Raw genomic sequence first — 24865 nt, 5'->3', positions numbered from 1 at the left:
ATAAAGGAAGAATCGCCGACCAGCGACGGCCGACTTCTCAGACAGGAGATTCCTATGACCAAGGCGTCACTAAAGGTAGCCACCATTCAGTTCGAACTCCGGCCGGAGAGGACTCTCCAGCAGTATCTGGATCATGTGGAGGGGCTGGTAAAGCGCGCGGCGGAACAAAAGGCCGAACTCGTGCTTTTCCCAGAGCTCGCAAGCACGGGGCTCCTCGGAGCAGTCACAGATCACGAAGTTACGACCGCCACAATCACATCGGACTACTGGAAGTTCCTGCCGGAGTTCACGGATGACCTCGTTGAGGGCATGCGCAGGATGGCCCAGGATTACAACATCGTGGTTGCTGGTGGAAGTCACAACCGGGTCGCCGAAGATGGATCGCTGCGCAATACAGCGTTCATCGCCCACCCGGATGGTCGGATCGAGTCCCAAGACAAGATTCACCTCACACCACAGGAGCATGCTCTAGGCGCCCGGGGCGGCGATGAACTCCTGGTCACAAAGATTGGGCCGTTTACGGTCGGCCTGCTGATCTGCGCGGACATCCAGTTCCCTGAGCTCTCACGTTATCTGGTCCATAAAGGCGTTGACCTGATCCTTTGCCCTTCGCTCACGTGGAACCGGCGGGGCGTCCACCGGGTGCGTACCGGCTGTCAGGCGCGTGCTATCGAGAACCAACTGTACGTGGTGATGTCACCACTGTCCGGTACAAGCGGCATTCCCACCGATTCCCCGATGTTCGCAGTTGGTAAGGCCCTAGTCGCCGGGCCCGTGGACAAAACAGTGGGAGTCAACGACGGGATCCTGGCCACCACTGCGTCAGCCGACGAAGAAGTACTGATCGCCGATTTGGACCACGACCTGTTGGTTGCCTCACGTGCAAAACCCGAAGCACCCGGCCTGGCACTGCGGAGGCTGGATCTGTACGCCAAGCTGCAGGCAGAAATGGGCGCATGATGCCGCTGTACCAGCATCGCGTGAGGAACCACGAGGTGGACTCTCAGGGGTTTCTCTTCAACAGCCGCTATCTCGAAATCGCCGACGTCGCTATGACGGAGTTCTTCCGCAGTATTGGTTGGCCCTACCCGAAGCTGGTCGCTGAAGGGACGGATCCCTCGGTTGTCAGTGCAGTTCTTTCCTTCAAATCCCCCGCTTACTTCGACGACCTTCTCGACGTTGACGTCAAGTGCCGAAACGTCGGGAATTCCAGCTTCAAGATTGACGTTTCGATTGCTCGTGGTGGAAAGGAGCTGGCGAACGTCGAACTCGTTTACGTTAACGTCGACCCAACTCAGGCCCGTTCCCGACCACTTCCGGAAGCCGTCGCGATGGCACTCGATGGCGCCCTGCAGGGCTGATCCAACAACCCTGCCCCAAGTCCCAGTTACTCTCCCTCTCAAGCTCGGCCAGCAAATCGTCGAAGTACGCCTTGCTGGCCATCGAATCACGAACTACAGAACATGGAGCCCTCATGACAAACGCTTTGACCCACAAACCCACTTTTGATCCGAGCAACGTTAACGACTTTGGTCCGGCAAAAATCGAACATCGAACGGCCGGAAGCAAGCTCAGGCAGCTTGGAACATACATTATGACCTTTCAGGAGGAGGGCTTCAGTGACCCGTGGACGGTTCAGTATGAAGAAACAATTTACGTGATTGACGGTCAGGCTCGCCTGATCATAATCAACGGCGACCACAAGGAAGACCTGATTGGTGACGCCGATGAACTGCTTGTTCTTCCTAAAGGAACCACTGTCCAGTACAGCGCAACCCCGGGTACCCGCCTCTTGCTTTCCATCAGCCCAGTCCACTGGCGCGACGAAGTCGCTTAGGGCGAATCCCAGCTATGGAAGCAACATATGATGAAGGTCTCGGAGGCTCTCAAAAGGCTTGGGCGCCACCGTCAACCACCCCCTGGGATCTGGTCGAAGAAGGGCATAACGTAGTTCTCGAAAATGGGAATCACCGTTTCTCCGGAACGGTAGACGCGTTGAGTTTCGACCGGACTATTATCTGGGTTACTTCATGGGTTGGGGAACGTCGCCTCTTCCATGCAGCTGACGGTTACCAGATGTTCCTTCAGCAACCCCTTTTGCCGTCGGTGGACGCTTAGGGAGGCGACTGATACGAACGGGGAAATCACAATCTGAAAATGTTGATTTGGTCCAAATGGTGCAGTGCCTCCTATGCCTTGCTGATACCCGTTTTTTGAATAAGCTTGCTATGGGCAGTCTCGCGGGGGACCCAGACGCATCGCGCGCCGACCCGACTCCCACGAGACCACTCGACTTAGTCTTCCGGCTCTGAACGATCCACTTGCTGTGGGATCCTCGGAGATCAAACGATCGGCAGCGGACGTCCCGCAAGAGTACACCTGACCGGGATCTGTGCGCGCGGAGGGGAATCTTGCTGGGGCCATAAGTACACTGCTGCGTGGGAAGCCAGCGAACTCCGGCGGTGTTGCCAATCCCGGACCGGAATCGCTCGTGGCGCTACTTGTCGCTGCGACATGTCGACTGCCCAAGTCTCTCTGGCCCTCATCATCCCTTGGTCAACACCGACGCCCCCTTCTCGCCAGGTGACGCCCGGAGCTGTTCTTTGAGCCATTCCCGGGAGGCCGCCACTGGCCGGCGGGCTTGCGTCCTAGGGCGGAGGGTCCAAACCCGTCTCGGGTGGGTCGATGATGCCGGCGCCTCCAGTTACGTTTTTCGTAACCTGTGGCGGTTAATGAGTGTTCTAGTACATGGGCCCCGGAGCGCCAGATGGGCATCCGGGCGATGAACCGACTGCCGGGAACAGGGCTCACGACCCAGTCCATGGTCCTGGAGTAATTCAATAAGAACGCCGGGTCCACCGGCCTGCGGGCGGGGGCCTATCCGGGGAGATGCGGTGTTCCAGGAGCAACTGTGGAAAGGTCCCGGTGAACCCGATTGATGCGATCTTCGCGGCACCCGGCGAGCAGACCCGGCACCGTGATGGAAAGGCAAGCCGTCGAACTGATCATCCCCAGCGTCGCCCAGATTAAAGTCCCTAATTACTGACCATGGGCGATGCCGGCACGTTCAACTCCGGCCGGTCGACCTTGGTATCGGCTGTCACGCGACTCGGGACTCGTTGACAGTTCGCCGACGGCCCAAATCGTTCGATGGACGGCATCGAATCGCGGGCCGCTTTGCAAACGTCAATTCAGACAGGTGTGTCGAATGAGTGGGCTCTGCAACGAAATGAAGCAGCCTTTCGATCAGGGCGCTTTGCAATTTCCTCTCAGCCTCCGCATCCTCAACGGGAAACACGGCCCTAGTTCGACGTACGCTCTCGGCAAGCCGGAATGATCAGCAGCTTCCGACGGCGCAGGTGCGACCCGACAGCAGCTTCCCTGTTGTCAGGTAATTTATAGATACGAACCTGGCCAGCGAGAGATGCCCCCGCGGTCTAGATGAAGCGAGGGGTTGAGGGTTCTGTCCGTCCGGGCCGTCCATTTTCACCGGGGCCGGTCCCGCAGCGTAGGCCTGGTGATCGGTTTCTTGGTGCGGGCAAGCGGCGAAGCGGGCCCCGAAACCCCGGCGGTGATGTCCTTTGTTTCGGACGGACCGGGAACGGCCGGGAGGGGCTGGGGCCGGGGCCTTCTGTTTCACAAGGCCGTGGGTTGCCATTGGCGGCTCCCTTGGCCCGACCGGCTCGTCGGGAGTGCGATGGTAGTGCCACATGTGAGGTTTGGGAGGTCCCGGCTACGTTTGAGCATGCTTTCATTGGTCTGGATGTTCACGCGGTCAACGTGGTGGGCCATGCGCTGAACCCGGCCACCGGTGAAATCTACAACCACACGATGGCCGCTGACCCGGCCATGGTGCTGGAGTGGGTCCGCCACTTCGAGCCACCCGTCAAGGCCGTGTACGACTCCGGCCCTACCGCGTTCGTCCGGGCCCGGTACATCAGCTGCGTGGTCGCGGCGTCCTCGAAACTGCTGCGAGCTCCCGGGGACCGCATTAAAACCGACCGGCGCGACGCCCGGGCTTTGGCCGAGATGCTCGCGGTGGGCTCGGTCACCGAGGTGCGGATCCCTGACCTGGACGAAGAGGCTCTGCGGGATTTGTCCCGGCTGCGGTCCGGCATGGCCAGGGACCTCGCACACGCCCGCCAACACGTCAACGCCATCCTGCTGCGCCACGGCATCCGCTACCCCAAGGACACCTGGTGGACGAAGGAACATCCCGAGTGGCTGCACCGCCAGCGCTTTGAGGAACCGGCCCTGCAGTTCACCTACGAGGCCGACGTTGAACAGCCCGAACTACTCGTCGCGCATCTATCACGGATCGACAAACACGCCGCGGCCAGCCGCTACTCCCCGGTGCTCGAGGCGGTGATGTGCCTGCGGGGCATCCAGATGACCAGGGCGTCGGGCTGGCCGTGGAGATCGGGGACTGGACCCGATTCAGCGGTTCGTCCATCGGTTCCTACCTCGGGCTGGTGCCCAGCGAGGAGTCCTCCGGTCAATCCCGGCACCAGGGCCCGATCACCAAGGCCGGGAACACCTATGCCCGCAAACTCCTCATCGAAGCGGCGTGGCAACACCGCCGCGCCTACGCCCGGCCCGGGCAACGACTGATGCGCCAGCTCGATCTCGTCGACCCGGCCACCCGCATCCGCGCCCTGGAAGGAAACCACAGACTCCACCGCAAGCCTGGCTCTCGAGTTGGCTCCGCTGCTGCCATCGCAGTCGCACCACGTCCCGGAGGCACGTTCGGGGTCAGGCCGCGTTCATGCGTTCTCCTTGCTGGAGCGGGGCGGCCAACGACCAATGAGCAGACGGGCTAAACCGTCGACGGCGCTCGATTCTAGACTCCGATACGCTCCAGCCGAACACATCGTCATGCGGCAACCAACCCGCGAATGTCAGCCTGACACTGCAGTCGAGAAAGACTCGGCACCACAAGTCACCACGACCGGCCGGCACAAGATGAACGGCCCCCGGCACAAAAGCCAGGAGCCGTTCATCCATGCCTCTTGACAACCGGAACTACATATCAGCCTCCTGAACGCGACGCCTGAGTGATGCCGCTACCAGCGCCAGCGCCCTCGATAATAAGTTTGGCCGGCTCGATCCAGGCCCCATCCAGGTTTATATCCGCCGAGCAAACCGGCGTAACAGTCCTATACAGAGCAGTTCTAAAGGAACTCAGGTGCCAACCGCTACTCGACGACAGCAACCACCGCATTTAGTTCGGTGATCCGGCACCAGGTAGCGAAATCCTCCCGGTCGGCCGACGGCCGCATCCTAAACTACATTCGCCGATTCCGGCGACAGGGAAGTGGCATGTACGGCAGGTTTCACGTCAAGGGTGAGCCGTGATGAGAACGATCCCCTGAACTCGCACAGTACAGCTTTCAACCTCAGGATCGAAGCCGTACTGTGCGTCTTTTTCAGGTAAGTGAGCTCGTAGCGTCGACTCCATACGTTTGTGGCCTGAACATCGGGATGGCGCCAACGAGTTCACGCGTGTAGTCGTCCGCCGGTGAATCGAATAATTGGGTGACCGGACCGATCTCCCTGACAACGCCCTTCTGCAAAACGAGCGCGCGATGGGCTATTGCGCGTACTACCGCGAGGTCATGGGTGACGAATACTACAGATGTGCCGTACTCAGCAGACAGTCCGGACAGGAGATCGAGTATTGCAGCCTGCACGGACACATCAAGTGCTGAGGTGATTTCGTCGGCAAGGATAAGCCGTGGATTCGTCACGAATGCCCGCGCGATGGCTATGCGTTGCTTCTGCCCGCCAGAGAGCTCACTTGGGTATCGATGGACCATTGATTCGGGAAGGTTTACGTCGGCCAGGATTTTACGTGCTCGTTCTTCACGGTCGGCCTTGGATAGCTCGGGTGCAAAGAGTTGCAGTGGTCTGGTGACGAGGCTCATTACGTCGTGCCGCGGGTTCAGGGACATGTCGGGGTTTTGGAAGACTATTTGCACGTCGCGCCGCGCGGAGCGTGACCTCTTTCCCACGTCTGGGGCCAGAGTGGCGCCATCAAACTGAATTTCTCCGCTGCTGCGTGGGTGCAATCCTGCAATGGCACGCAGCAGAGTTGATTTTCCGCTGCCTGATTCACCGACAAAGGCGAGCGTCTCGCCTGGAGCGACGCTGAATGTGACTCCCTTGACGACCGGGATCGCATGACCACGCGAGCCGTACTCGCACCAGACATCATCAACAGAAAGCAGCGAGGCTGAATCCTCGACTGTTCCCAGGACTCCAGGTCGATCACTGATCGAAAGGGTTTCGTAGTTGCCAGCCCGGAGGCACCGAACGTTGTGGGTTGGTCGCAGCGGCAACAGCTTGGGGTTGGATTCCGAGCAGCTCTTGATACTGAACTGGCATCGTGGTGCGAAGGGACAGGCCCCAGCTACAACCCCTGGAGGCGGTGCCCCGGGGATCCCTGATAATGCGCGAGTGCCGGTTGCATCCGGAACAGCCGCCAGCAGCGCCCTGGTGTAGGGATGCTCCGGACGTGACATCAATTCACCCGCTGGACCGGACTCGATGACTTGGCCCGCATACATGATTGCGATTCGGTCGGAGATTTCCGCGAGGAGAGGCAGGTCATGGCTCACGAACAAGGCAGCGGTCTGGTGTTCCTCCACTACGCGTCGGAGAAGTTTGACGATCCTCGCTTGGGTCGTAACGTCCAACCCAGTCGTCGGCTCGTCGAGGATCAACACCTCGGGATTGCATGAGATAGCAATCGCCAGATTGATCCGCTGTTGCTGACCACCACTGAACTGATGCGGATAACGTCGAAGCGCGGCCTCCGGATTAGGAACGCCGACCTCCTTCAAAAGTTCCACTTGCCTGTCATGGTTGGCTTGTCCGGTTAGTCCGAGGTGGATCTTCAGGGGCTCGGCCATCTGACGCCCAATAGTCAAGGCCGGAGTCAATCCATTCGACGATGCTTGGGGCATGTAAACTACCTTGCTCCCCCATATGCGTCGAAGTTGTGCAAGGGGGATGTTCAGCAGATCAATGTCGCCGAGCTTTGACTGGCCAGCGGGCACTTGCATGGCACCCGGCCGATAACCGATCGCCGCCAACGCCGTCGTGCTCTTGCCGCAGCCGGATTCGCCCGCCATTCCGAGGATCTTTCCTCGCTCCAGCACGAAATCGACGTCGCTCACGACCTCTTTCAGGACGCCGTTCCGCAGGCCGTACCCCACTGAGAGGCCTCGCACTTCCAGTGCGACCGAGGTACTCATAGCATGAAGTCCTTAGTAGTGTCTTTGTTGACATAGGAGATGATCGCATCTGCGATCAGGTTGAGGCCAACCGACAGAGCGGCGATGCCGACTACCGGTGCGAGAGCCGCCCAGGGCTGAACCTGCACGTAGCCCAAGCTGGTCGCGATAGAAAGGGCCCAGTCCGGGGAGGGTGGCGTCGCTCCAAGGCCAAGGAAATTGAGGGCTGCCACGAAGAGCACCCCGTAGGTGATCCTGAGGGCAAGATCCGAGACGAGCGGTCCGACGATGTTCGGGGCGATCTCCCGCACGACAATGGAAACAGCATGCTCGCCGCGTGCCCGAGCGGCTTGGACATAATCGGCCGTGACAACTGCGAGCGTTGCACCCCGGGCGACTCGTCCGATGGGCGGTACAAAGACTACAGCCACTGTGATCAACAGGACTGTCGCCGACGAGCCGAATCCAGCTATAACCGAGAGGGCAATGAGTAGGGGTGGGAGAGTCAGGAGAATGTCGAAGACTCGGGCAACCACCTTATCGAACACTCCCCCGGCATATGCAGCAACCATCCCCAACAAGCCCCCGGTGATAGTCGCCAGTGCGACGGCCGCCAAGGGAATCAGCAACACCATCTGGCCGCCCAGTAGGAATCTGCTGAAAACGTCCCGCCCCAAGTGGTCCGTTCCGAACGGCAGACCACTGCTGGGCGGCGAGAGCGGGCGCCCGACAGCAAGCTGATCGTACGCATGTGGAGCCAATGCCGGACCAAGAATGAGCACTAGCAGGACGGCGCTGACAATAACCAGTCCGAAGCGACCCGACCAGGTGTGGGTAATGGGTCTCAGAGGACGAAACTTACGTACTGGTCTGCGATGAACAGCTGTGGCTTGAGGCATGGAATCAACGCTCATCGGGCTGCCTTCAATCGTGGGTTGAGATACGTGACGAAGATATCCGCGATGAAACTAAGGGCGATAAATACCGCCCCCAGTAGCACGGTTATCGATAGAGCGGAGTTGGTGTCACCCTGGGTGATGGCCTGAATCAAAAGACGGCCCAGCCCTGGGAAACCGAATACGTTCTCAACGATGATGGCTCCTCCCAGAAGGTAAGTCATGACGAGCGCGACAGCGTGCACGAGCGGGACGGCAGCAGACCGGGTGGCGTGTTGCCATACGACTAGTCGTCTGGGCAACCCCCGCAAAACGGCGTTCCTTGTGAACGGTGCGTTCAATGCCTCCGAAACGGACGCACGTGCTATTCGTGAAACGTAAGGCACGACACTCAGTCCCAAAGTCAACGCGGGGAGGACGAATGCCAGGAACCAGGCAGCAGTGACCTCCCCCGCGGCGGCAGACGAACCAACGGGCAGCCAGCGAACCTGAACGGCCAACAGGATCATTACGCCCAATCCGATGACGAACTCCGGGAGCGCGGCCAGCACTGTCATCACCACGAATGCAACTCGATCAAAGAACCCTCCTTTTCGAGCCATGAACACTCCCAGGAGGATGGCAACGGGAAGGGACCAGGCCAGAGATGCCAAAGCGAGCTCTGCCGTATGGGCGAAAGCAGGAAGTACCAGCGGCTTGATCGGTACTTTTGAGATCAGAGTTGTTCCCCAATCACCCTGGATATAGTGACCGAGCCAGTCGAAGTATCGAACCAGCAACGGACGATCCAGTCCCTGCACCGTGATGAACGATTGCAACTGCTCGTCGGTGACGTTGATCCCGAGGGCGTTGCGTGCGATTTGCTCACCTGAACGGTTCATTGCTGCGAACGCTATGAACGAAATCAGCAAGAGCGTCAGAACCGACATCAGAAGCTGACGGCTCAACGCCAAAACGCGAGTCATGCTCCTGCCGCCAGCTACCACCGGGTCGGCTACCGGTTCCGCTGCCACGATGGTCATGTCATTACCCTTCTCAGTTGCGAGTCATCGATCGTGTCTGCCCGTCCCCGGGCTTTCAGGCCAACCACGTCTTCCTGAAGTCCACTGTGTCAATGGTGATGAAGAGTCCGTTGACTTTGGAAGACCGCGCATAAGCAGCGTCCGCCCAGACAGGAAGGAGAATGCCGTAGGTCTTCCGGGCTTGAAGGTAAGCCTGCTGAGTCAGTTCGATCTGCCGGCTCTGATCTGTTGTGGCGTAAAGCTCGTCAACGATCTTGTCCAGAACTGGATCTGAGAAGTGGCTATAGGGCCAAGCCGCGTCCTTCCGGTAGGAGGCGTCAAACCGGGACACGGGGAAGACCTGGGGACAGTAAGACATAAAAGCAGGAGTGACCATATATCCCTTGGACCAGTACGTGTCCGGCGAGAACTGGTCCAGTGTTACGTTGATCCCCGCGCTCTTTACGGCCTGCTGCCATGCTTGAGCAGCGTCCAACATCCCAGGCACTGAATCGGTGACACTCAACTTGATGTCGAGGCCATTCGGGAAACCGGCCTCGGCCAGCAGCGTCCTTGCCTTGTCTGGTGCGTACTCGGGCTTGAGGCCTGCCGGATACCACGAAGAGTCGGGGGCGATGAACACGTCTGCTGCTGCCGCACCGTGGCCTTGCAGCGCGGTTTCGACCATCTTGTCGCGATCGGTTGCCAGCTTGATGGCATCGAGCACCCGCTGGTCGTTGAACGGCGCGACGCGCTGATCGAATGCAAAGATCCATTGTTGCCGGTTCTTGATCGTTTCGAGTACCAGGTCATTGCGACCTTGAATCCCGGCCCACAAGGAGATCGGAATCAGGTCGGTGAGATCTGCCGCTCCTGACAGCGCTGCCTGCAACTTGGCGCCCTGATCCGGCGTAATCGTTGCCTCGATCCCATCCAGGTACGCCGCGCCACCCCAGTATGCGTCGTTTCGGACAGCCTTCCAGCTTGTGCCCGGGCTCCACGCCGTCAACTTGAACGGCCCCGTGCCTACGACGTTGGTACCGCTGAAATCAGTGGTTCCGTCCTTGACTATTTGACTAAGAGAATTGCCCATAGTCTGCATCAGGACACTGTTGGGCTTCTTAAGCTTGAGCACAACCGTCGAGGCGTCCGGTGCCGAAACCTCGCCCATGTCGAGGTAAGGCGACAGGAATGCGTTCATCGAACTCCCTGTCTTTGGATCGAGCCAGCGGCCTATCGTGTAAACGACGTCCTTTGACGTGAAGTCACTTCCGTCATGCCATTTAACGCCTTCCCGAAGGTGGATTGTCCACTGTGTGGCACCGGAGTTTACTTCCCACGCGGTCGCCAGAGCTGGCTGCGCCACAAAATTGGGGTCGGTCACCACAAGCATGTCATAAACCACTTTTAAGACCGTGGACGCATTTCCCGTGAGGGCGGTGCCAGGGTCCAGGGTGTCCGAACTGCTACCGTCACTGATCGAGAGGCGCAGGGTACCGCCCTTCTGAGGCGTTCCGCCGGACTGTTCGGAACCGGTGCCGGGCGAGCTGGTGCAAGCAGCCAGCAATAGTGCGCCGAGGCTGATGCCGCCGACCGCGAGCACCTGCCGCCGGGAAGCCTCCAGTTTGAACGGATTGACGGGCCTTGCTGCGGACGACTCGTGACTGCTGTGATCCATGTGGTACGCCTCCATGTTCGGTGCATCGGACAGACCGATGACGATTGATAAAGAACTTATCTGTGAAAAAGATCACCGTTAATTGTTGATTTTCATAAAAGGGAGATCGCCGTTGGTGGATCCCACAAGCCCGACACATCGAGCGGCCGCGGCCCGCCCTTGTCAAGTTGTTTGGGCAGAGAGGTTGCGTCCTTTTAGGCCAGGCGTGCGGAAGCCCCATCGACGAAGGAAGGTCCCAAAGCGCCGTGAGGGACGTCGACGCCCCCACGTGGCTGCTTTAGGACAGCGACGGGGCGGGTAACCCGCGCTTGCGGCGCCCTCACCAGATGGTGAGCGCAATGATGTGCGGCCGGAGGTCCCCGCGGAGGTCGCTGACCACTCGGGTGTGCGCATCGAACACCATAGTGGGGCGCGAGGTCGTGTTGTAGGCCAGCCAGTCCAGGCTGTCCGTTGAGGGGTTGCCCGTCCTGGCGAAGTTCATCTAGGCATCGAACATCTTGTTGCCTACATGGAACCTGTCGCCATTCGGGTCCGCGGCGGTGCGTGCCTCGTTGGAGTCCTCGCCGTCCCAGACCACACCGTAGTCCTGACGGTTGAAGACGAACGGAAGCTCGACGCCGTGCGGAGACCACCTGCCGTCGAAACAGGGAGTCCTCCATTGGCATTCATACGCGAAGACCGGGGCCCCGCCCTGTTCGGTCTTGCCGCACTGCACTGTTCCAAAAACCGATGTCGGTCGTGATCCGCAGCAAAAGCTCCGTCTGCGGCAGCAACGGCATGGCCCGCCGGTATTCAGCAATCAGGGGGACGAGCTCCTCAACCTTGACGTTGCTGACGATGGCGTACAGAACCAGTCTCCGCGCGAACTCGAGGTCGTCGGCAGTCGGTATCTCCAGGTCTCGTGGGACGAAGCCGGCAAAACCCACCGTCTCGTGCAGATCGGTACCGATCATCATCGGGATGTGGCCGGCAGACTCCGGAGCACCATCTGCCCAAGAGTTACCCCTCAGGATTCTGCCGTCGATTACCGGGCCGCATTTCAAGGAGGCCGTCAACCCGTCCGGGGTCAAAGGCGGGTCAGTCACCTTCTCTACGTAGCGCACTATCGCCCTCGCCGGGGCCGCCTGCAGGGCTTCAAGGTCACCCTCGCGGATGCCTAGTTCGCTGTAGAGGCCTGCCGTCACGGAGGAGGCATCCTCAGCGGTGTTCGAACTGAGCAGGGAGCCGCTCATCACGATGGCCTTGTGGAAGAGGCCTTTGGCTTCTTCCATCGCCATCAGAGTCATGACCTTGGCGCCTCCCCCGGACTGGCCGAAGATTGTGACGTTGTCCGGATCGCCGCCGAAGGACGAGATGTTCTCCCTCACCCAATGCAGCGCGGCAACGAGATCGAGCTGGCCGACATTTTCCGAGGTAGCGAACCGCTCGTCGGCAGACTCACCGAGCTATCCGAATGCGTTTAGCCGTGCTTGACGCCGACGGCGATGACGTCGCCGCGGGGCGCCATGCTGCCCCCGTCGTAGAACGGCGCCCCCGCCGAACCCCAGATGAAGGCCCCGCCGTGCAGTCAGACCATGACGGGCAGCTTCGAGGACATGGTCGCGTGGTCCGGCGCCCAGCCGTTGAGAACGAGGCAGTCCTCGTTTTCAACGGCTGGGGTCCACCCAGTCAGGAAAGTCCGGGTTGATCTGGGGACATTGAGGACCTAGCTCGAGCGCGTTTCGCACCCCCGCCCAAGGCGTGACTAGCCGAGGCGGCAGGAAGCGATTGGGCCCCGCCGTCGATGCACCATAGTGGATGTCCGTGAACACGGCCAGCCCATCGGCGACCACGCCGCGCAGTCTGCCTGGTTCCGTCTCGACTGTCCGGTAGCCTGTCGAGGTTCCGGCGGCAAAGCCCGGCTCAAGAGGTTGCCCCACGGCGATACTGTTGCTTTCGCCCGTTCCGGCGTAGTTGTCAGTCCTCATGGTGGTTCAGGCTCCTGTACTTTGGCCGCGGTTGATTCCCGGTTACAGGAGTCAAATGCGGCAGATGTCGAGGAAATTCGAACGTTAGGAAGCTTTCGCTCGGCACATACGCTTGAGCGAGTTGCCGCTCTTATCCCGACAGTGGGGGCGTAGCCCTACTTAGGGTCCCGACCAGGCAGAGGGATTCCTCCGGGAGCTGCGTGGCTAAATGGCTTCCGATTTCTTCAGGGAGAGTTGGGAGGAATATATGAGAAGGAGCGACAAAGTGGAAAGTGGAGAATGTACGGCAGACTCGGGTGCAGCTCGGATACTCTCCCAAGTGGACTGCGGGCGCTTCGTCGGGCGCTTCCGCCGCAATGTCAGAGCGTTCGATGGTGGTCAAAAGCTGTCCGTCTGCCGCGACCACTAAGGCCAGCTGCACGTGTTCGTCAGCGAAGAGGGAACGAACTTCCCCAACGGTCGAGGTCAGAGGTAGCGTCTTGGGGAACTTGACCATCGCCGCCCCGACTGTGCCGCAGGCAGCTGGCCGAGTGCCCTGCTGACGGTCCAAGCCTTCTCCCCACCGCATACATTGTCGAGTATGCGCTCCCCGCCTCACCGCAGACTACACATCCCAGCCTGCTCAGCTAAGCCATGAAATGAACGGTCACCCCTGGCCGATTTGGCGACGACGGCCGGCGAATGCGTGGATAAGCAGCGCTATGAACACCGCCATGCAGAGCAGCGCACCGATCGCGAAGGTTGCCCGGATTCCGTCCCCGGTTGCGTGGAGGTCAGGTGCCATATTCGCCGCGAGTACAGCGCCAGAAACGGCGGTGCCGAAGGAAGCGCCAACTGATCGTAAGACCTGGTTGAAGCTCACGGAACTTCCCAATTCTGCCCTAGCCACACTTCGTGCAATGAGAGCGGGCATTGCGGCGTAACTGGCCCCCATACCGACACCGAAAGTGACCATCCCCGCCAGAATCTCCCAGAGTTCATCGTGGGCAAACCAGAGCAACATTCCAGCCCCGGTCATAATGCCGGCACCAATCGGCAGAAGCGTTGTTAGCTTTATTCGTCGTGAGAGCCAGCGGACCAGCCGGTTGGCCGCGAAGCTTCCCACGGAGAGCGGCAGCATCACGAATCCAGCCCAGAAGACCGGAAGGGCGATGCCATACCCGGTGGACAGGGGAGCTTGTGCGACGAGACTTGAAATTGAGAGGCCGATGTACAGGGCGGCGCCTAATCCGGTTCCAGTGGCATTAGCGAGCAAGACCTCACCGTGCCGGAATACTCGTAGGTTGATCAGCGGGTCCCGCAGTCGAAGCCCGGTCCTGACCCAAAGGAACAGAAAGAGAGCGGCCAGAGCAAAGCTGCCCATAGTCCACGGAGACGCCCACCCCCACGTTGGTGCCTCGCTCACACTGAGCAGTAGTCCGCCCAGACCTAGGCTGAGCAACGCGGCTCCGCAGTAATCGAACGGTAACCGCGCGGCTTGCGTGTCAGGTCCTGCCGGAACTGCAACGAACACCACTACGATTGCGGAAACTACAAAAAGCACGGCAAACCAGAACGCGACACGAAAATCCGTCAGGCCCGCGATCACTCCCGTCAAGGGGTACCCAAGTCCCAGGCCGGTAGCCACCGTCACAGATAGGCTCGAGATAGAAACCTGCACTTTGTCGGCCGAAGCGTAGCGGCGGGCAAGAGCGATCGTCACCGGTACTATTCCATAGGTCAATCCCTGAAGGGCTCGACCGATGAGGAATACCGTAAAGTTTGGCGCCAAGGCCGCCACCACGGAGCCAACAAGGATGACGGTCAAGGAGACCAGGAGAAGCCGCTTCTTATGGGGGCCATCGCTTAGACGTCCCATTATTGGTGTTGAGATCGCTCCAAACAACAGGTTGACGGTGAGCATCCACTGGGCGTTGCTGACGGAAACATCCATCTCGCGAGATATGGCAGGCACCAGCAACATGCCGAGCGAACTCACGATCGACGTCGAAAGGGCTGCATAAATCAGCGCCGGAACCAAGCGGGAGGGCGCAGGCGAGTCAGTCATCGAACGAATCCGATGCCAGTGTCCTTCGGGACAGATACCGCTGCTTCAATAGTCGCCCGCTCTTGGAGCATCGATGTCCTTATCCCGACACCAGACACTCTTTCGTACCCTCCGGCACACTCTTTGTACAGCCGCTGGCGTGCGGCCTCGGTGGGCCCGATCCGGCTCGGCCGACAGGCCACGCTGTAGCCAATCCCCGAGACGGGCTCGCCTGGCTTAAGTTCACGGACGGCAGAGGTGATTCCGTGTGAGCTGGCGTGCAATAGGCCCGCCCCTTTGGAAATCGTTGTCCGCCGAATATCGGCAGGATGGTCCAACGTTCCATTCTTGTCTAGGGGCATCGTCCGCCCCGGATGCATTGTGTGAAGTAGCGGATTCAGGTTCTCAATAGAGGAATACACTATAACTTCGCCCATTCGTATAATATACACAAGCAACTTGATAAAGTTGCATGATCTTTCTTTCGCCGGGAAGCATGCGACATTTTCGCAGTCAGCACGACGGCGGGGTGCCGCTTCCACACGAAGCCGCACCCCGCCGTCGTAGTGACTTGGAGAAAAGGCAGACTGCTGCGGACACTCGCAACCCGCGGGCGGGCCGAATGCTCGGGCTAGAGGCTGAGACCCTCCGCCGCAGCATGCCTGTAGAAGTCGACGTGCTCAGCGGGAAGTGGCGCCTTGTCGAGGATGACGTCGGCTGCTTTCTCGGCGATCATCATGACCGGCGCATAGAGGTTGGCATTCGGAATAGACGGCATCACCGACGCATCGACGACTCGAAGGCCCTCAACTCCGTGCACTCGGAAGCTGTGGGGGTCAACGACGGACAGGTCATCGTTCCCCATCTTGCAGGTCCCGCACGGATGGTAGGTCGTCTCTGCATCCTTTGAGACCCAGTCGAGGATCTCCTCGTCCGTCTGGACTTCGGGGCCGGGCGAGAGCTCACCGCCGTTGAATGCTGCGAAAGCGGGCTGATTCATGAGGGCACGGGTAGTGCGAACACCGTCAATCCATTCCTGGCGATCACGCTCAGTGGACAGATAGTTGAACGTCGCAACGGGTTGTTCGAACGGGTCGCTGTTCCGCAACTTAATGTGCCCCTTCGACTGTGGCTGCTGCGGACCGAGGTTGATCTGATATGCGTGAGGCGTCTCGGCAGGGGTGCCGTCGTTCCGCACCCCGAGCGTGAGCATGGTCAGCATCAGGTTCGGCATGGGGGCGTCATCGAACGAGCGGACGAACCCGCCGCCCTCGAAGTGATTCGACGCACCCGGCCCTGTCCTATTGAACAACCACTTGAGACCTGTCATCGGATAGGTGTGCTTTTTGACGATGCTCTGGTTGGAGACGGGCTGTTTGCACTCGAACATGATGAACGCTTCAAGGTGATCCTGCAGGTTCTCGCCGACGCCAGGCAGATCGGCTACGACGTCAATGCCATGCTCCCTTAGCTCGGCGGCGTTACCGACGCCCGAAAGTTGCAGCAGCTGCGGCGAGTTATATGCGCCGCCGCTCAAAATGACTTCAGCGCCTCTCGCGATGCTCCGCTTCCGAAACCGGGTGGCAAACTCGACGCCGACCGCGCGAGTCCCCTCAAAGACCACCCGTGTTGCCCGCGCACCGGTGATGACGTCGAGGTTCTTCCGCTTCTTCACCGGGGCAAAATAGGTGCGCGCGGCGTTGTAGCGTTCGCCGTTCTCAATGTTTGAATCGAACGAGGAGAAGCCCTCTTGGCGGTAGCCGTTGACGTTGTTGACGAGTTCGTAGCCCGATTGCTCGGCCGCTTCAAAGAGCGCACCAAACAACGGGTTCCGCGAACCCTTGTGATGATGCTGATTAACCGGAATAGGTCCAGACCGACCTCGGTACTCACCCGTTGGATCCGATCCCTTGAACGACTCAATCCGCTTAAAGTACGGAAGAACGTGAGCGTAGTCCCATTCCTCGGCCCCGGTCTCTCGGGCCCAGCGCTCGTAGACGAGCGGATTGGCGCGCTGATAAAACATCCCATTAATCGAACTGCTTCCCCCCATGACCCTGCCGTGATAATGGTCGATTCGACGACCCTTAAGCCCAGTCTCAGGCTCGGACTTAGTACGCCAGTCATAGAAAGGGTGGCCCATGAGGAAGAGGAAAGCCGCAGGCACCCGCACCGGCACATCAAACAAGGAGTACCTGTGACCAGCCTCAAGAACCAACACCCGATTTTGCGGATCCTCGCTCAAACGGTTCGCGAGGACACAACCTGCCGAACCTCCCCCAACAATGATGTAGTCATAAGCGTCAAGCTTCATTGTTTTGTCCTCACTTGGTAGATGGCATTGTCGAGCGGCGTCATCCGACGCAAAGCCATGGCCTTACGATTATCTTTCCCCAGATGCCAACGGGATGGGCTAGGGAAGATTACGAAGTGCAGCATGGCATCTTGTGAGCCATGACATGTCAGCGGAACACCGCCCTCCTGGGCGGAGCGCCGGGGAGGGCGGTGTTCCGGATGCCTGCAGGTCGTCGCCACTTTGTGCCACCGCTCACTTTTCTGTACTCGCATCGGAAAATCTACGAGGCGGCGTCCACCGCGGCAAGCGATGATTGAGCTTGACAGTGACCCAACCTTGGACGACGACCACGACCACTGAGGAGCAACTCGACAATGACCCTGGAAAGCATGGACTTTATGGCCTTTGCGGAAACGTACCTCGCTGATGAGAAAGGTGAAGGCGCTTCGAAGGTATTCAACCCGGCGACCGGCGAAGTAATCGCCAGATTCCCCATAGCGTCTGATTCCGACGTCGATGCTGCCGTGCAGCGAGCTTCGGAGGCGTTCAAGACATGGGGAAGCACGTCCCCTGCTGAGCGCGCGGCCGCGCTGCTTAAGATCGCTGACGCCGTCGAGCAGGAAATCGAGGAGTTCGCGCGGATCGAGAGCCTGAACGTGGGCCTTCCGATCGGAGACGTGCGCGACTTCGTGGTGCCGACTGTCGTGGATGTTCTTCGATTCTTCGCGGGTGCTGCCCGCATCTCTACGGCGCCCGCCGTCGATGAGTACGACAACGAGAGTACCTCATGGGTTCGGCGCGAGCCGCTCGGTGTCGTCGGGCTCATCACGCCCTGGAACTATCCTCTCCTTATGGGAGCTTGGAAGATCGCGCCAGCCCTCGCAGCCGGCAACACAATGCTGCTCAAGCCGGCGACTGTGACACCACTCAGTACCCTCAAGCTTGTAGAGATCGCCAACCGCTTCCTTCCTGAAGGCGTAATCAACCTCATTCTGGGTAGCGGATCGGCCGGCACTGCGATGGCCAAACACCCCGGAATTCGAAAGATCGCGTTCACCGGAGCAACCTCGACCGGCAAGTTTGTGGCGGCAACGGCTGCGGATACCGTCAAAAAGGTGGGCCTGGAGCTTGGCGGTAAGGCTCCGGTGCTGGTGTTTGCGGATAGCCCGATTCGCGAGACGGCCAGGGACCTCGTGACTTTCGGCTATTCCGGCGCTGGCCAGGATTGCACGGCTGCTTGCCGCATCATCGTTGAAGAGTCTGTCTACGAGGAATTCGTCGAGGCGTACTGCAAGGAAGTGAGCGAGCTTGTCCTCGGCGACCCATCCGATCCTGCCACCACGCTGGGACCCGTCATTTCAGAAAAGCAACTGAAGTCCGTCCTCGGGTTCATCGAACGCGCACGGGATGCCGGCAACACGATCAGGCAGGGCGGACGACAGGCAGATCGTCCGGGCTGGTTTATCGAACCGACTGTGATCACCGACGTCAAGCAGACGGACGAGATCGTTCAGAGCGAAGTGTTCGGCCCGGTAGTGAGCATCCAATCGGCAAAAAGCGACGACGAAATGCTGCAGCTCGCGAACGACGTCAATTACGGCCTGTCGGCCAGCGTGTGGACGACCAATCTTGCGCGCACCATGCGCTTTAGCAAAGAACTGCGCTTCGGCACGGTCTGGGTCAACCAACACACGCCGAATGTGTCAGAGATGCCATTCGGTGGATACGGTGAGTCGGGCTACGGCCGCGAACTATCGCTGCACGGGCTGGACGAGTACTCCCAGCTGAAGCACGTCATGGTCAAGCCTGGCCTCGACCTTTAGAAGCTGGAGGACTAAGAGATGACAGAGAGAGCAGTGCCCACGATTACGAACATTCCCACAATGATGGCTGCGGTCCAGCTGGTCGGCCACGGCGGTCTCGATCAGCTGGTGTACCGGACCGAGGTGCCGACGCCTGTGGCGGGCCCGGGAGAAGTGCTGGTCAAGGTTGGTGCGTGCGCGCTCAACAATACCGAGATCAACACGCGCACTGGATGGTACGACCGCGTCGTGGAGGAGTCTGTCTCGGAGGAACTTGGACGGTCGGGGCGCGACGACGATGCCGGCGCCACGTGGAATAGCACGAAAATGTCGTTTCCCCGCGTTCAAGGGGCCTCGGTGGCTGGAACGATCGTGGCAGTCGGTGAAGGAGTTGATGAGAGCCGGATCGGTACCCGAATCATCGTCGACCCGTCTGTTCGGGATCCGAAGCTTCCCCGGCGTGCACAGATTGTTGAGTACCTGGGCGGAGACCGGGACGGAGGATTCGCTGAGTATGTGCATGTGCCGTCTGTGAACGCGCATCGCGTGAGCACCGACCTCAGTGACGCTGAGCTCGCCACTTTCCCCTGCTCTTACGACACTGCCGAGGAGATGTTGGCCAGGACCGAGCTGAGCGAGGGCGAGACAGTCGTCGTCACCGGCGCAGCCGGCGGCGTGGGCACTGCGACGATCCAGCTGGCGAAGGCACGTGGTGCCCGTGTTATCGCCATTGCGAGTGCTGGCAAAGAGGCACGGTTGCGGGAGCTCGGCGTCGACGGATTTGTCGCTCGAGACGTACCGGACCTGGCGGCTGCCGTAGCAGCTGTCATCGGTGAACGTGGTGCCGACGTCGTTATCGATGTTGTCGGGGGGAGCATGTTCGAGAGTTTGCTCCTCATGCTTCGGCGTGGGGGTCGATATGCGACCGCAGGAGCCATCGGTGGACCGGTGAGCCGCATTGACCTTCGGGAGCTCATCTATAAGGATCTGGAGTTGCACGGGATCACTAACCCGACGCCGGAGACGTTTGCGCGTCTTGTCAGTCTCATCGAGGAGGGAAAGATCAAGCCTCTCGTAGAAGAGGTCTTTCCGCTCTCTGAGCTCAGTAAGGCTCAGGAGACGATGCTGAAGAGAACCCATATCGGCAAGATTGTCGTTACGCCCGACGGTTCCATGACTTCGGATTCAAGTACGCAGAACTGAAAACTCGCGAAAACGCTGGCCGGGACTTGATGGTCCCGGCCAGCGTTTTCGCCTTTCCTGCCATGTATCGGGAACGGTTGTTTCCCAATTCGATGATGGAGGATTTGTTTCCCTCGCGGCAGAGTGACCAACACCGGTCCGGCGGCGGTGATCGGATTGGCCTGGTGTGTAAGCCTTGCAGAGCATGTCGGACTCGGAAGCCGCGGAGCCGCTGACGTTCGCGAATGGATACGCTGATGCGTACCGTGGCTGGACGGGGAGTTGCTACCGCTTACGTGGGCAGGACGCCACGATAACTATCGGCGGGGCCAGCCAGTCGCCCCATCTGGCTCTAAACAGCGTGGATAAACGACGACGGCGACGCCCCCTTCCGAGGTGGCGTCGCCGTCGTCAGGACCTTGGGAACGGGAGATTACTGCCGACCGATGCGGCTATAAATATCAGCATTTTTACGGCGATGGACGCTCGCCGTCACTACGCCCAAGACGAACACACCGACGATAAAGGCCATGAGTCCACCGGCTAGTGCTTCGGAACCTCCAACCAACATGGGGAAGTTTATTGCAGCCATCACCAGGACGCTGCCCAGGCCTACTGCAGCCAGAATCGGGCAGGCAACGGTTGCCCAGGGCGAGGCGAGCTGGCCGCCGTTGTGACGCATATAGGTTCCCACTGACATGTTGCAGACAAAGATGATGACCAGGGCGATGAAACTGGTCATACCAAGTACCGCCGTGTAGAAGACGAGGGGATCCAGCCCGAAAACAACGGCGGCAGCATTGAGAACGAGGGCAGCAGCGCTGGTCATGATTGAGGCGATGTGCGGCGATCCGTGACGCTTATGGACTGAGGCCATCCTCGCAGGCAATATCTTATCGGCGCTGAGGTTGAAGACGTATCGAGCAGTGATGTTGTGCGCAGCCAGGATCACCGCGAAGGTACTTGTAACGACCATCACTGCGGCAAGGGTAGCGAGCAATTCTCCACCAGAGGAGTGAATACTGGCATTCATTGCCCCGGTCGGGTCTTCCTGTGCCAGCCCTACTACGTTGTCGATGCCCAAAGAACCTATGAATACAACCGACGACAATGCATAAGTCGCCATGGCGATGGCAATGACGGCGAAGGTGGCACGGGGGATGACACGGACTGGATTACGTACTTCCTCCCGGAAGAGCACGGTGACCTCGAATCCACCATACATACCGATCGCCAGGAGAACTCCCAGACTGAAGTTTCCGTCAAACCAATGGGCCGGGCTCAGGGGCTCCAAGGAAACGCCAGCACCATTGGCACCTCCATTAATGAAAACCAAGGCGCAGTAGACAACGATGACAGTCAGTTCGGAGAAGAGGAAGATCGTGAGAACCTTAGCTGACAACTCGACCTTGAAATAGCTGAGGACCGCTGAACCCAGCCAAAAGCAGGCCGCCCAGGCATACCAGGGAAGCTCCGGACCATGCAGAGTGTTTGTAATGAGTTCTCCCGCTACGATGCCAGCGAACGAGAAGGTGCCGGCGTAGACGCAGAAATAAGCGAGCAAAGCGATATAACCGGACCCCAGGCCTACATGGCGGCCGAGACCTGCAGTGATAAGGGCATAGAAGCCGCCCGGATTGGGCAACACCCTTGCCATTCTGGTGAATCCGACTGAGAACAGAGCCAGGATGATACCGGCTACGACAAAGGAGATGGGAGTTCCGATACCGGCCCCCTCCATGACCATGATCGGGATAATTCCGATGACAACTACCATCGGTGCGTTGTAGGCCATCACGCTAAAGATCAGCTGGAAGAAGCCCATGTTGCCAGTGAGGTGGGGCGATTGGGTGGACCGCTCAGCGGCCGCCGGAATCGTCAAATCCATTTGTTGTCCCTTCTTAGTTCACGATTTTTGCAGCACCAATGATCGAGGTAGGGCCACAAGCGGTACCCCCAGGTTGGTGTGACAAAACCTGTTGCCGCACGACCCGAGGAGGTGATTTCTCCGCGAGAGGCGATTTGCGTCGTCTGCCTCGCACGGTCGGTACGTGATTTCGGAACCGCCGCTCCAGGTGTCGTTTGGACACGCAAATTCAGCGGTCTAACATGATATTGGACACACTCTTAGACATCCGGAACTGGCCGATTCACCAAGATTGATCGATGGTTTCGTTCGCGTTCCAGCCGTCCCTGAGCGCAGGAAGAGATACGTCCCGGCACAGCCTGGCTGCTTGCCAGCCGGTTCGCGGACGGTGCTGCATGGGTAGTTCTTGAGCGGATTTGGAGTTTCGCCGAGCACACGAGACAGCTGTCGGCTCTACTCCAATGTCCACGCTCCTATTCCGGACCTAATCTTTTTTCAGAATGGCCTGGTACGTCCAACGACTTGAACGGGAACCAGACCGACGTACACGAAACGACGCAGGGGGACCCAAAGCATGGGTACGCATTTGACACACTGGGGAGCCTTCGAAGCTGAGAGCGACGGCACGTCTCTACGGTCCGTCAAACCATGGTCTGGAGATCCAGACCCCCGAGACATTCTCGATAATGTGGCCTCAGCGCAACATCATCCAACTCGCGTGCTGCGCCCGGCCGTTCGCTCGGGATGGCTGGAGCACGGACCCGGGAGCGGATCAGGACGTGGTTCCGAGCCATTCGTGGAGGTGTCATGGGAACGGGCCATAGAGCTAGTCAGTGCGGAACTTAGTCGCGTCTACGGCGCATACGGCCCCATGGCTATATACGGCTGCTCATACGGATGGGCCAGCGCCGGCCGTTTCCATCACACCCAAAGCCAAATCCACCGATTCCTGAACTCCCTGGGCGGATACGTTGCAGGTGTGACCGACTACAGCTATGGGGCCTCCGGCGTACTGCTTCCGCACGTCATCGCTCCCCCAGTTGAAATCATGGCGAAGGCAACATCTTGGGACGTGGTCAGCCAGAACACAGAGCTGTTCGTTGCTTTTGGCGGATTGTCAGAAAAAAACAGCGGAATAGGCCCAGGTGGAATTGGTCGGCACGTCGCTCGCAACGCAATTAAGGACGCAGTTGCGCGCGGCTGCCGCTTCGTCGATGTATCACCAATCGCAGATGATACTTACAGGGAAGCCCAAGCCGAATGGATCGCCCCCGTTCCCGGCAGTGACGCCGCCTTGATGCTGGCATTGGCCTTCGTTCTGGATTCAGAGAACCTCGCTGACTCGGAATTCCTGGACCGATATTGCGTTGGGGCGAACAAATTCTTGTCCTACGTACGCGGTGAAATTGACGGAGCGCCCAAGAATCCTCAATGGGCAGAAAAGTTGACGTCGATACCGGCTGAGCGAATCGTTCGGCTTGCGCGCGAGATGGCAGCCTCGCGGACGATGATTAACATCAGTTGGTCGATGCAGCGGCAACAGCATGGCGAGCAACCTGTTTGGCTCGGTGTGACACTGGCAGCCATGCTGGGCCAGATAGGCCTGCCTGGCGGTGGTTTCCAGCATGGGTACGGCTCTTCTGCGGACGTCGGATTGCCATTGCGGGTCTCGAGCGCCCCGTCCTTTCCCCAGGGGCGAAACGAAGAACCGTCCTATATCCCGGTAGCTCGGATCTCAGACATGTTGCTCGAACCGGGCAGCCAGATCGACTTCAATGGCAACCGTCTGACTTTGCCGAAAATCGAATTGATCTATTGGGCTGGCGGCAACCCCTTCCATCATCACCAAGACCTTGCCAAATTCCGTAAAGCATGGTCAAAGCCGGCAACGGTCATCGTCAATGAACAGTTCTGGACGAGTACCGCACGGCACGCCGATATAGTACTGCCTGCAACAATGACGTTTGAGCGAAACGATTACGGGGCCGGCCGCAACGACCCTACGTTCTTTCCCATGCACGCTCTGACGGCGCCCGCTGGAGAAGCACGCGATGATTTCGATATTTTCGCCGCTGTGGCGGAAAAGATGGGACGGGGTGAAGTTTTCACCGAAAACCGGGACACTATGGGCTGGCTTCGCCATCTATACGACGGGTGGCAGAAGAGGCTCGCTGACAAGGGAACCGTCGTCGTGGATTTCGACACATTTTGGGCGAGCGAGAAGATTGAGATCCCCGTGATAAAACCGGATCAGGTTCTTTTTTCCGAGTTCCGGCGCGATCCAATTGGGAATCCACTGGCCACCCCCAGCGGCAAGATTGAGATTTTTTCCTCGAAGATCGAAAGTTTCGGCTACCCTGATTGCCCCGGTCATCCCGTTTGGATTGAGCCCGACGAATGGCTTGGATCAGCTGGCGATTACAAGCTGCATCTGATAGCTAATCAACCTAAGACCAAACTACACAGCCAGCTGGACATAGGGGCCACCAGCCAAAAGTCTAAAATAAAGGGACGCGAGCCCCTTCGAATGAATCCTGAAGATGCCGCTGCCCGGGGACTTTCGGACGGTCAGGTTGTCTTGGTTCGAAACGACCGGGGAAGGTGCCTGGCCGGCCTGGTGACTTCCGCTGCGATCCGTCCAGGCGTTGTCCAGCTTTCAGCAGGGGCCTGGTACGACCCCGATCCCGATGATCCATCGTTCTGCCGTCACGGCAATCCCAATGTGCTGACATCCGACAGGCCGTCCTCAAGTCTTTCACAGGCCACTACTGCCCAGCACGCGCTCGTTGAAGTCGAAGCATGGTCAGGCGATATTCCTGAACTGGACGTGCTTACACCGCCCGTCTTGGTGCCGGAGCAGTAGCATGCTGGCTCATTGCACTCGGCTCTGCGCGGGCTTCATTCCTGCACCCGAT

Annotated in this window: 17 protein-coding genes; 7 read left to right on the top strand and 10 right to left on the bottom strand. The window is 59.3% G+C overall.

Features of this window, described 5'->3' with window-relative positions; genetic code table 11:
• The first annotated feature begins 54 nt into the window (after positions 1-54).
• The 4 genes from VUN82_13265 (at position 55) to VUN82_13250 (ending at position 4611) form a co-directional block, all read left to right on the top strand.
• The gene (locus tag VUN82_13265) at positions 55-960 is read left to right on the top strand and encodes a nitrilase-related carbon-nitrogen hydrolase (protein ID XAS70098.1); all 906 of its coding nucleotides are present in this window, start codon (positions 55-57) and stop codon (positions 958-960) included.
• Positions 957-1361 (top strand): thioesterase family protein, encoded by a 405-nt coding sequence (locus VUN82_13260; protein ID XAS70097.1) that lies wholly within the window; start codon positions 957-959, stop codon positions 1359-1361. The genes VUN82_13265 and VUN82_13260 overlap by 4 nt, the downstream gene beginning before the upstream one ends.
• Before the next feature lie 113 nt (positions 1362-1474).
• A complete protein-coding gene (locus VUN82_13255) occupies positions 1475-1837 on the top strand; it encodes a hypothetical protein (protein XAS70096.1) in 363 nt (120 codons plus the stop codon).
• Positions 1838-3780: 1943 nt separating this feature from the next.
• Positions 3781-4611 (top strand): transposase, encoded by an 831-nt coding sequence (locus VUN82_13250; GenBank protein XAS70095.1) that lies wholly within the window; start codon positions 3781-3783, stop codon positions 4609-4611.
• Positions 4612-5426: 815 nt separating this feature from the next.
• Here VUN82_13250 and VUN82_13245 read toward each other — a convergent pair.
• The 9 genes from VUN82_13245 to VUN82_13205 form a co-directional block, all read right to left on the bottom strand.
• Positions 5427-7256 carry an ABC transporter ATP-binding protein gene (locus tag VUN82_13245; protein XAS70094.1) on the bottom strand — a complete coding sequence of 610 codons (1830 nt, stop codon included), beginning with the start codon at positions 7254-7256 and terminating at the stop codon, positions 5427-5429.
• Positions 7253-8149, bottom strand: coding sequence for an ABC transporter permease (locus VUN82_13240; GenBank protein XAS70093.1), 897 nt, complete (start codon positions 8147-8149; stop codon positions 7253-7255). Before VUN82_13240 ends, VUN82_13245 begins: the two co-directional genes overlap by 4 nt.
• Positions 8146-9153 carry an ABC transporter permease gene (locus VUN82_13235; GenBank protein ID XAS70092.1) on the bottom strand — a complete coding sequence of 336 codons (1008 nt, stop codon included), beginning with the start codon at positions 9151-9153 and terminating at the stop codon, positions 8146-8148. The genes VUN82_13240 and VUN82_13235 overlap by 4 nt, the downstream gene beginning before the upstream one ends.
• A gap of 55 nt (positions 9154-9208) precedes the next feature.
• Positions 9209-10810, bottom strand: a complete 1602-nt coding sequence (locus VUN82_13230) for an ABC transporter substrate-binding protein (GenBank protein XAS70091.1) — start codon at positions 10808-10810, stop codon at positions 9209-9211.
• Between the two features lie 319 nt (positions 10811-11129).
• A complete protein-coding gene (locus tag VUN82_13225; protein XAS70090.1) occupies positions 11130-11291 on the bottom strand; it encodes a hypothetical protein in 162 nt (53 codons plus the stop codon).
• A 184-nt stretch (positions 11292-11475) separates the two neighbouring features.
• The gene (locus tag VUN82_13220) at positions 11476-12177 is read right to left on the bottom strand and encodes a carboxylesterase family protein (GenBank protein ID XAS70089.1); all 702 of its coding nucleotides are present in this window, start codon (positions 12175-12177) and stop codon (positions 11476-11478) included.
• Positions 12178-12456: 279 nt separating this feature from the next.
• A complete protein-coding gene (locus VUN82_13215; GenBank protein ID XAS70088.1) occupies positions 12457-12777 on the bottom strand; it encodes a carboxylesterase family protein in 321 nt (106 codons plus the stop codon).
• 646 nt (positions 12778-13423) lie between these two features.
• The gene (locus VUN82_13210; protein ID XAS70087.1) at positions 13424-14824 is read right to left on the bottom strand and encodes an MFS transporter; all 1401 of its coding nucleotides are present in this window, start codon (positions 14822-14824) and stop codon (positions 13424-13426) included.
• A gap of 610 nt (positions 14825-15434) precedes the next feature.
• Positions 15435-17117 (bottom strand): choline dehydrogenase, encoded by a 1683-nt coding sequence (locus tag VUN82_13205; protein XAS70086.1) that lies wholly within the window; start codon positions 17115-17117, stop codon positions 15435-15437.
• A 356-nt stretch (positions 17118-17473) separates the two neighbouring features.
• Here VUN82_13205 and VUN82_13200 point away from each other — a divergent pair, with 356 nt between their 5' ends.
• Complete coding sequence (locus VUN82_13200) at positions 17474-18922, top strand: aldehyde dehydrogenase family protein (GenBank protein ID XAS70085.1); 1449 nt, start codon at positions 17474-17476, stop codon at positions 18920-18922.
• A gap of 18 nt (positions 18923-18940) precedes the next feature.
• Positions 18941-20104, top strand: a complete 1164-nt coding sequence (locus tag VUN82_13195; GenBank protein ID XAS70084.1) for an alcohol dehydrogenase family protein — start codon at positions 18941-18943, stop codon at positions 20102-20104.
• A gap of 412 nt (positions 20105-20516) precedes the next feature.
• On the opposite strand, the gene VUN82_13190 is transcribed toward VUN82_13195, so the two are convergent.
• Entirely contained in the window at positions 20517-21971 is a 1455-nt protein-coding gene (locus tag VUN82_13190) for an APC family permease (protein ID XAS70083.1), read from the bottom strand.
• 553 nt (positions 21972-22524) lie between these two features.
• Between VUN82_13190 and VUN82_13185 the strand changes: the two genes are divergently transcribed.
• Positions 22525-24813, top strand: coding sequence for a molybdopterin-dependent oxidoreductase (locus VUN82_13185; GenBank protein XAS70082.1), 2289 nt, complete (start codon positions 22525-22527; stop codon positions 24811-24813).
• Positions 24814-24865 lie beyond the last annotated feature (52 nt).

It is taken from the genome of Micrococcaceae bacterium Sec5.1 (assembly GCA_039636795.1).
Taxonomy (GTDB): domain Bacteria; phylum Actinomycetota; class Actinomycetes; order Actinomycetales; family Micrococcaceae; genus Arthrobacter.
Note: the sequence above shows the minus strand (reverse complement) of the source record. Positions and strands in the feature narration are given on the sequence as shown.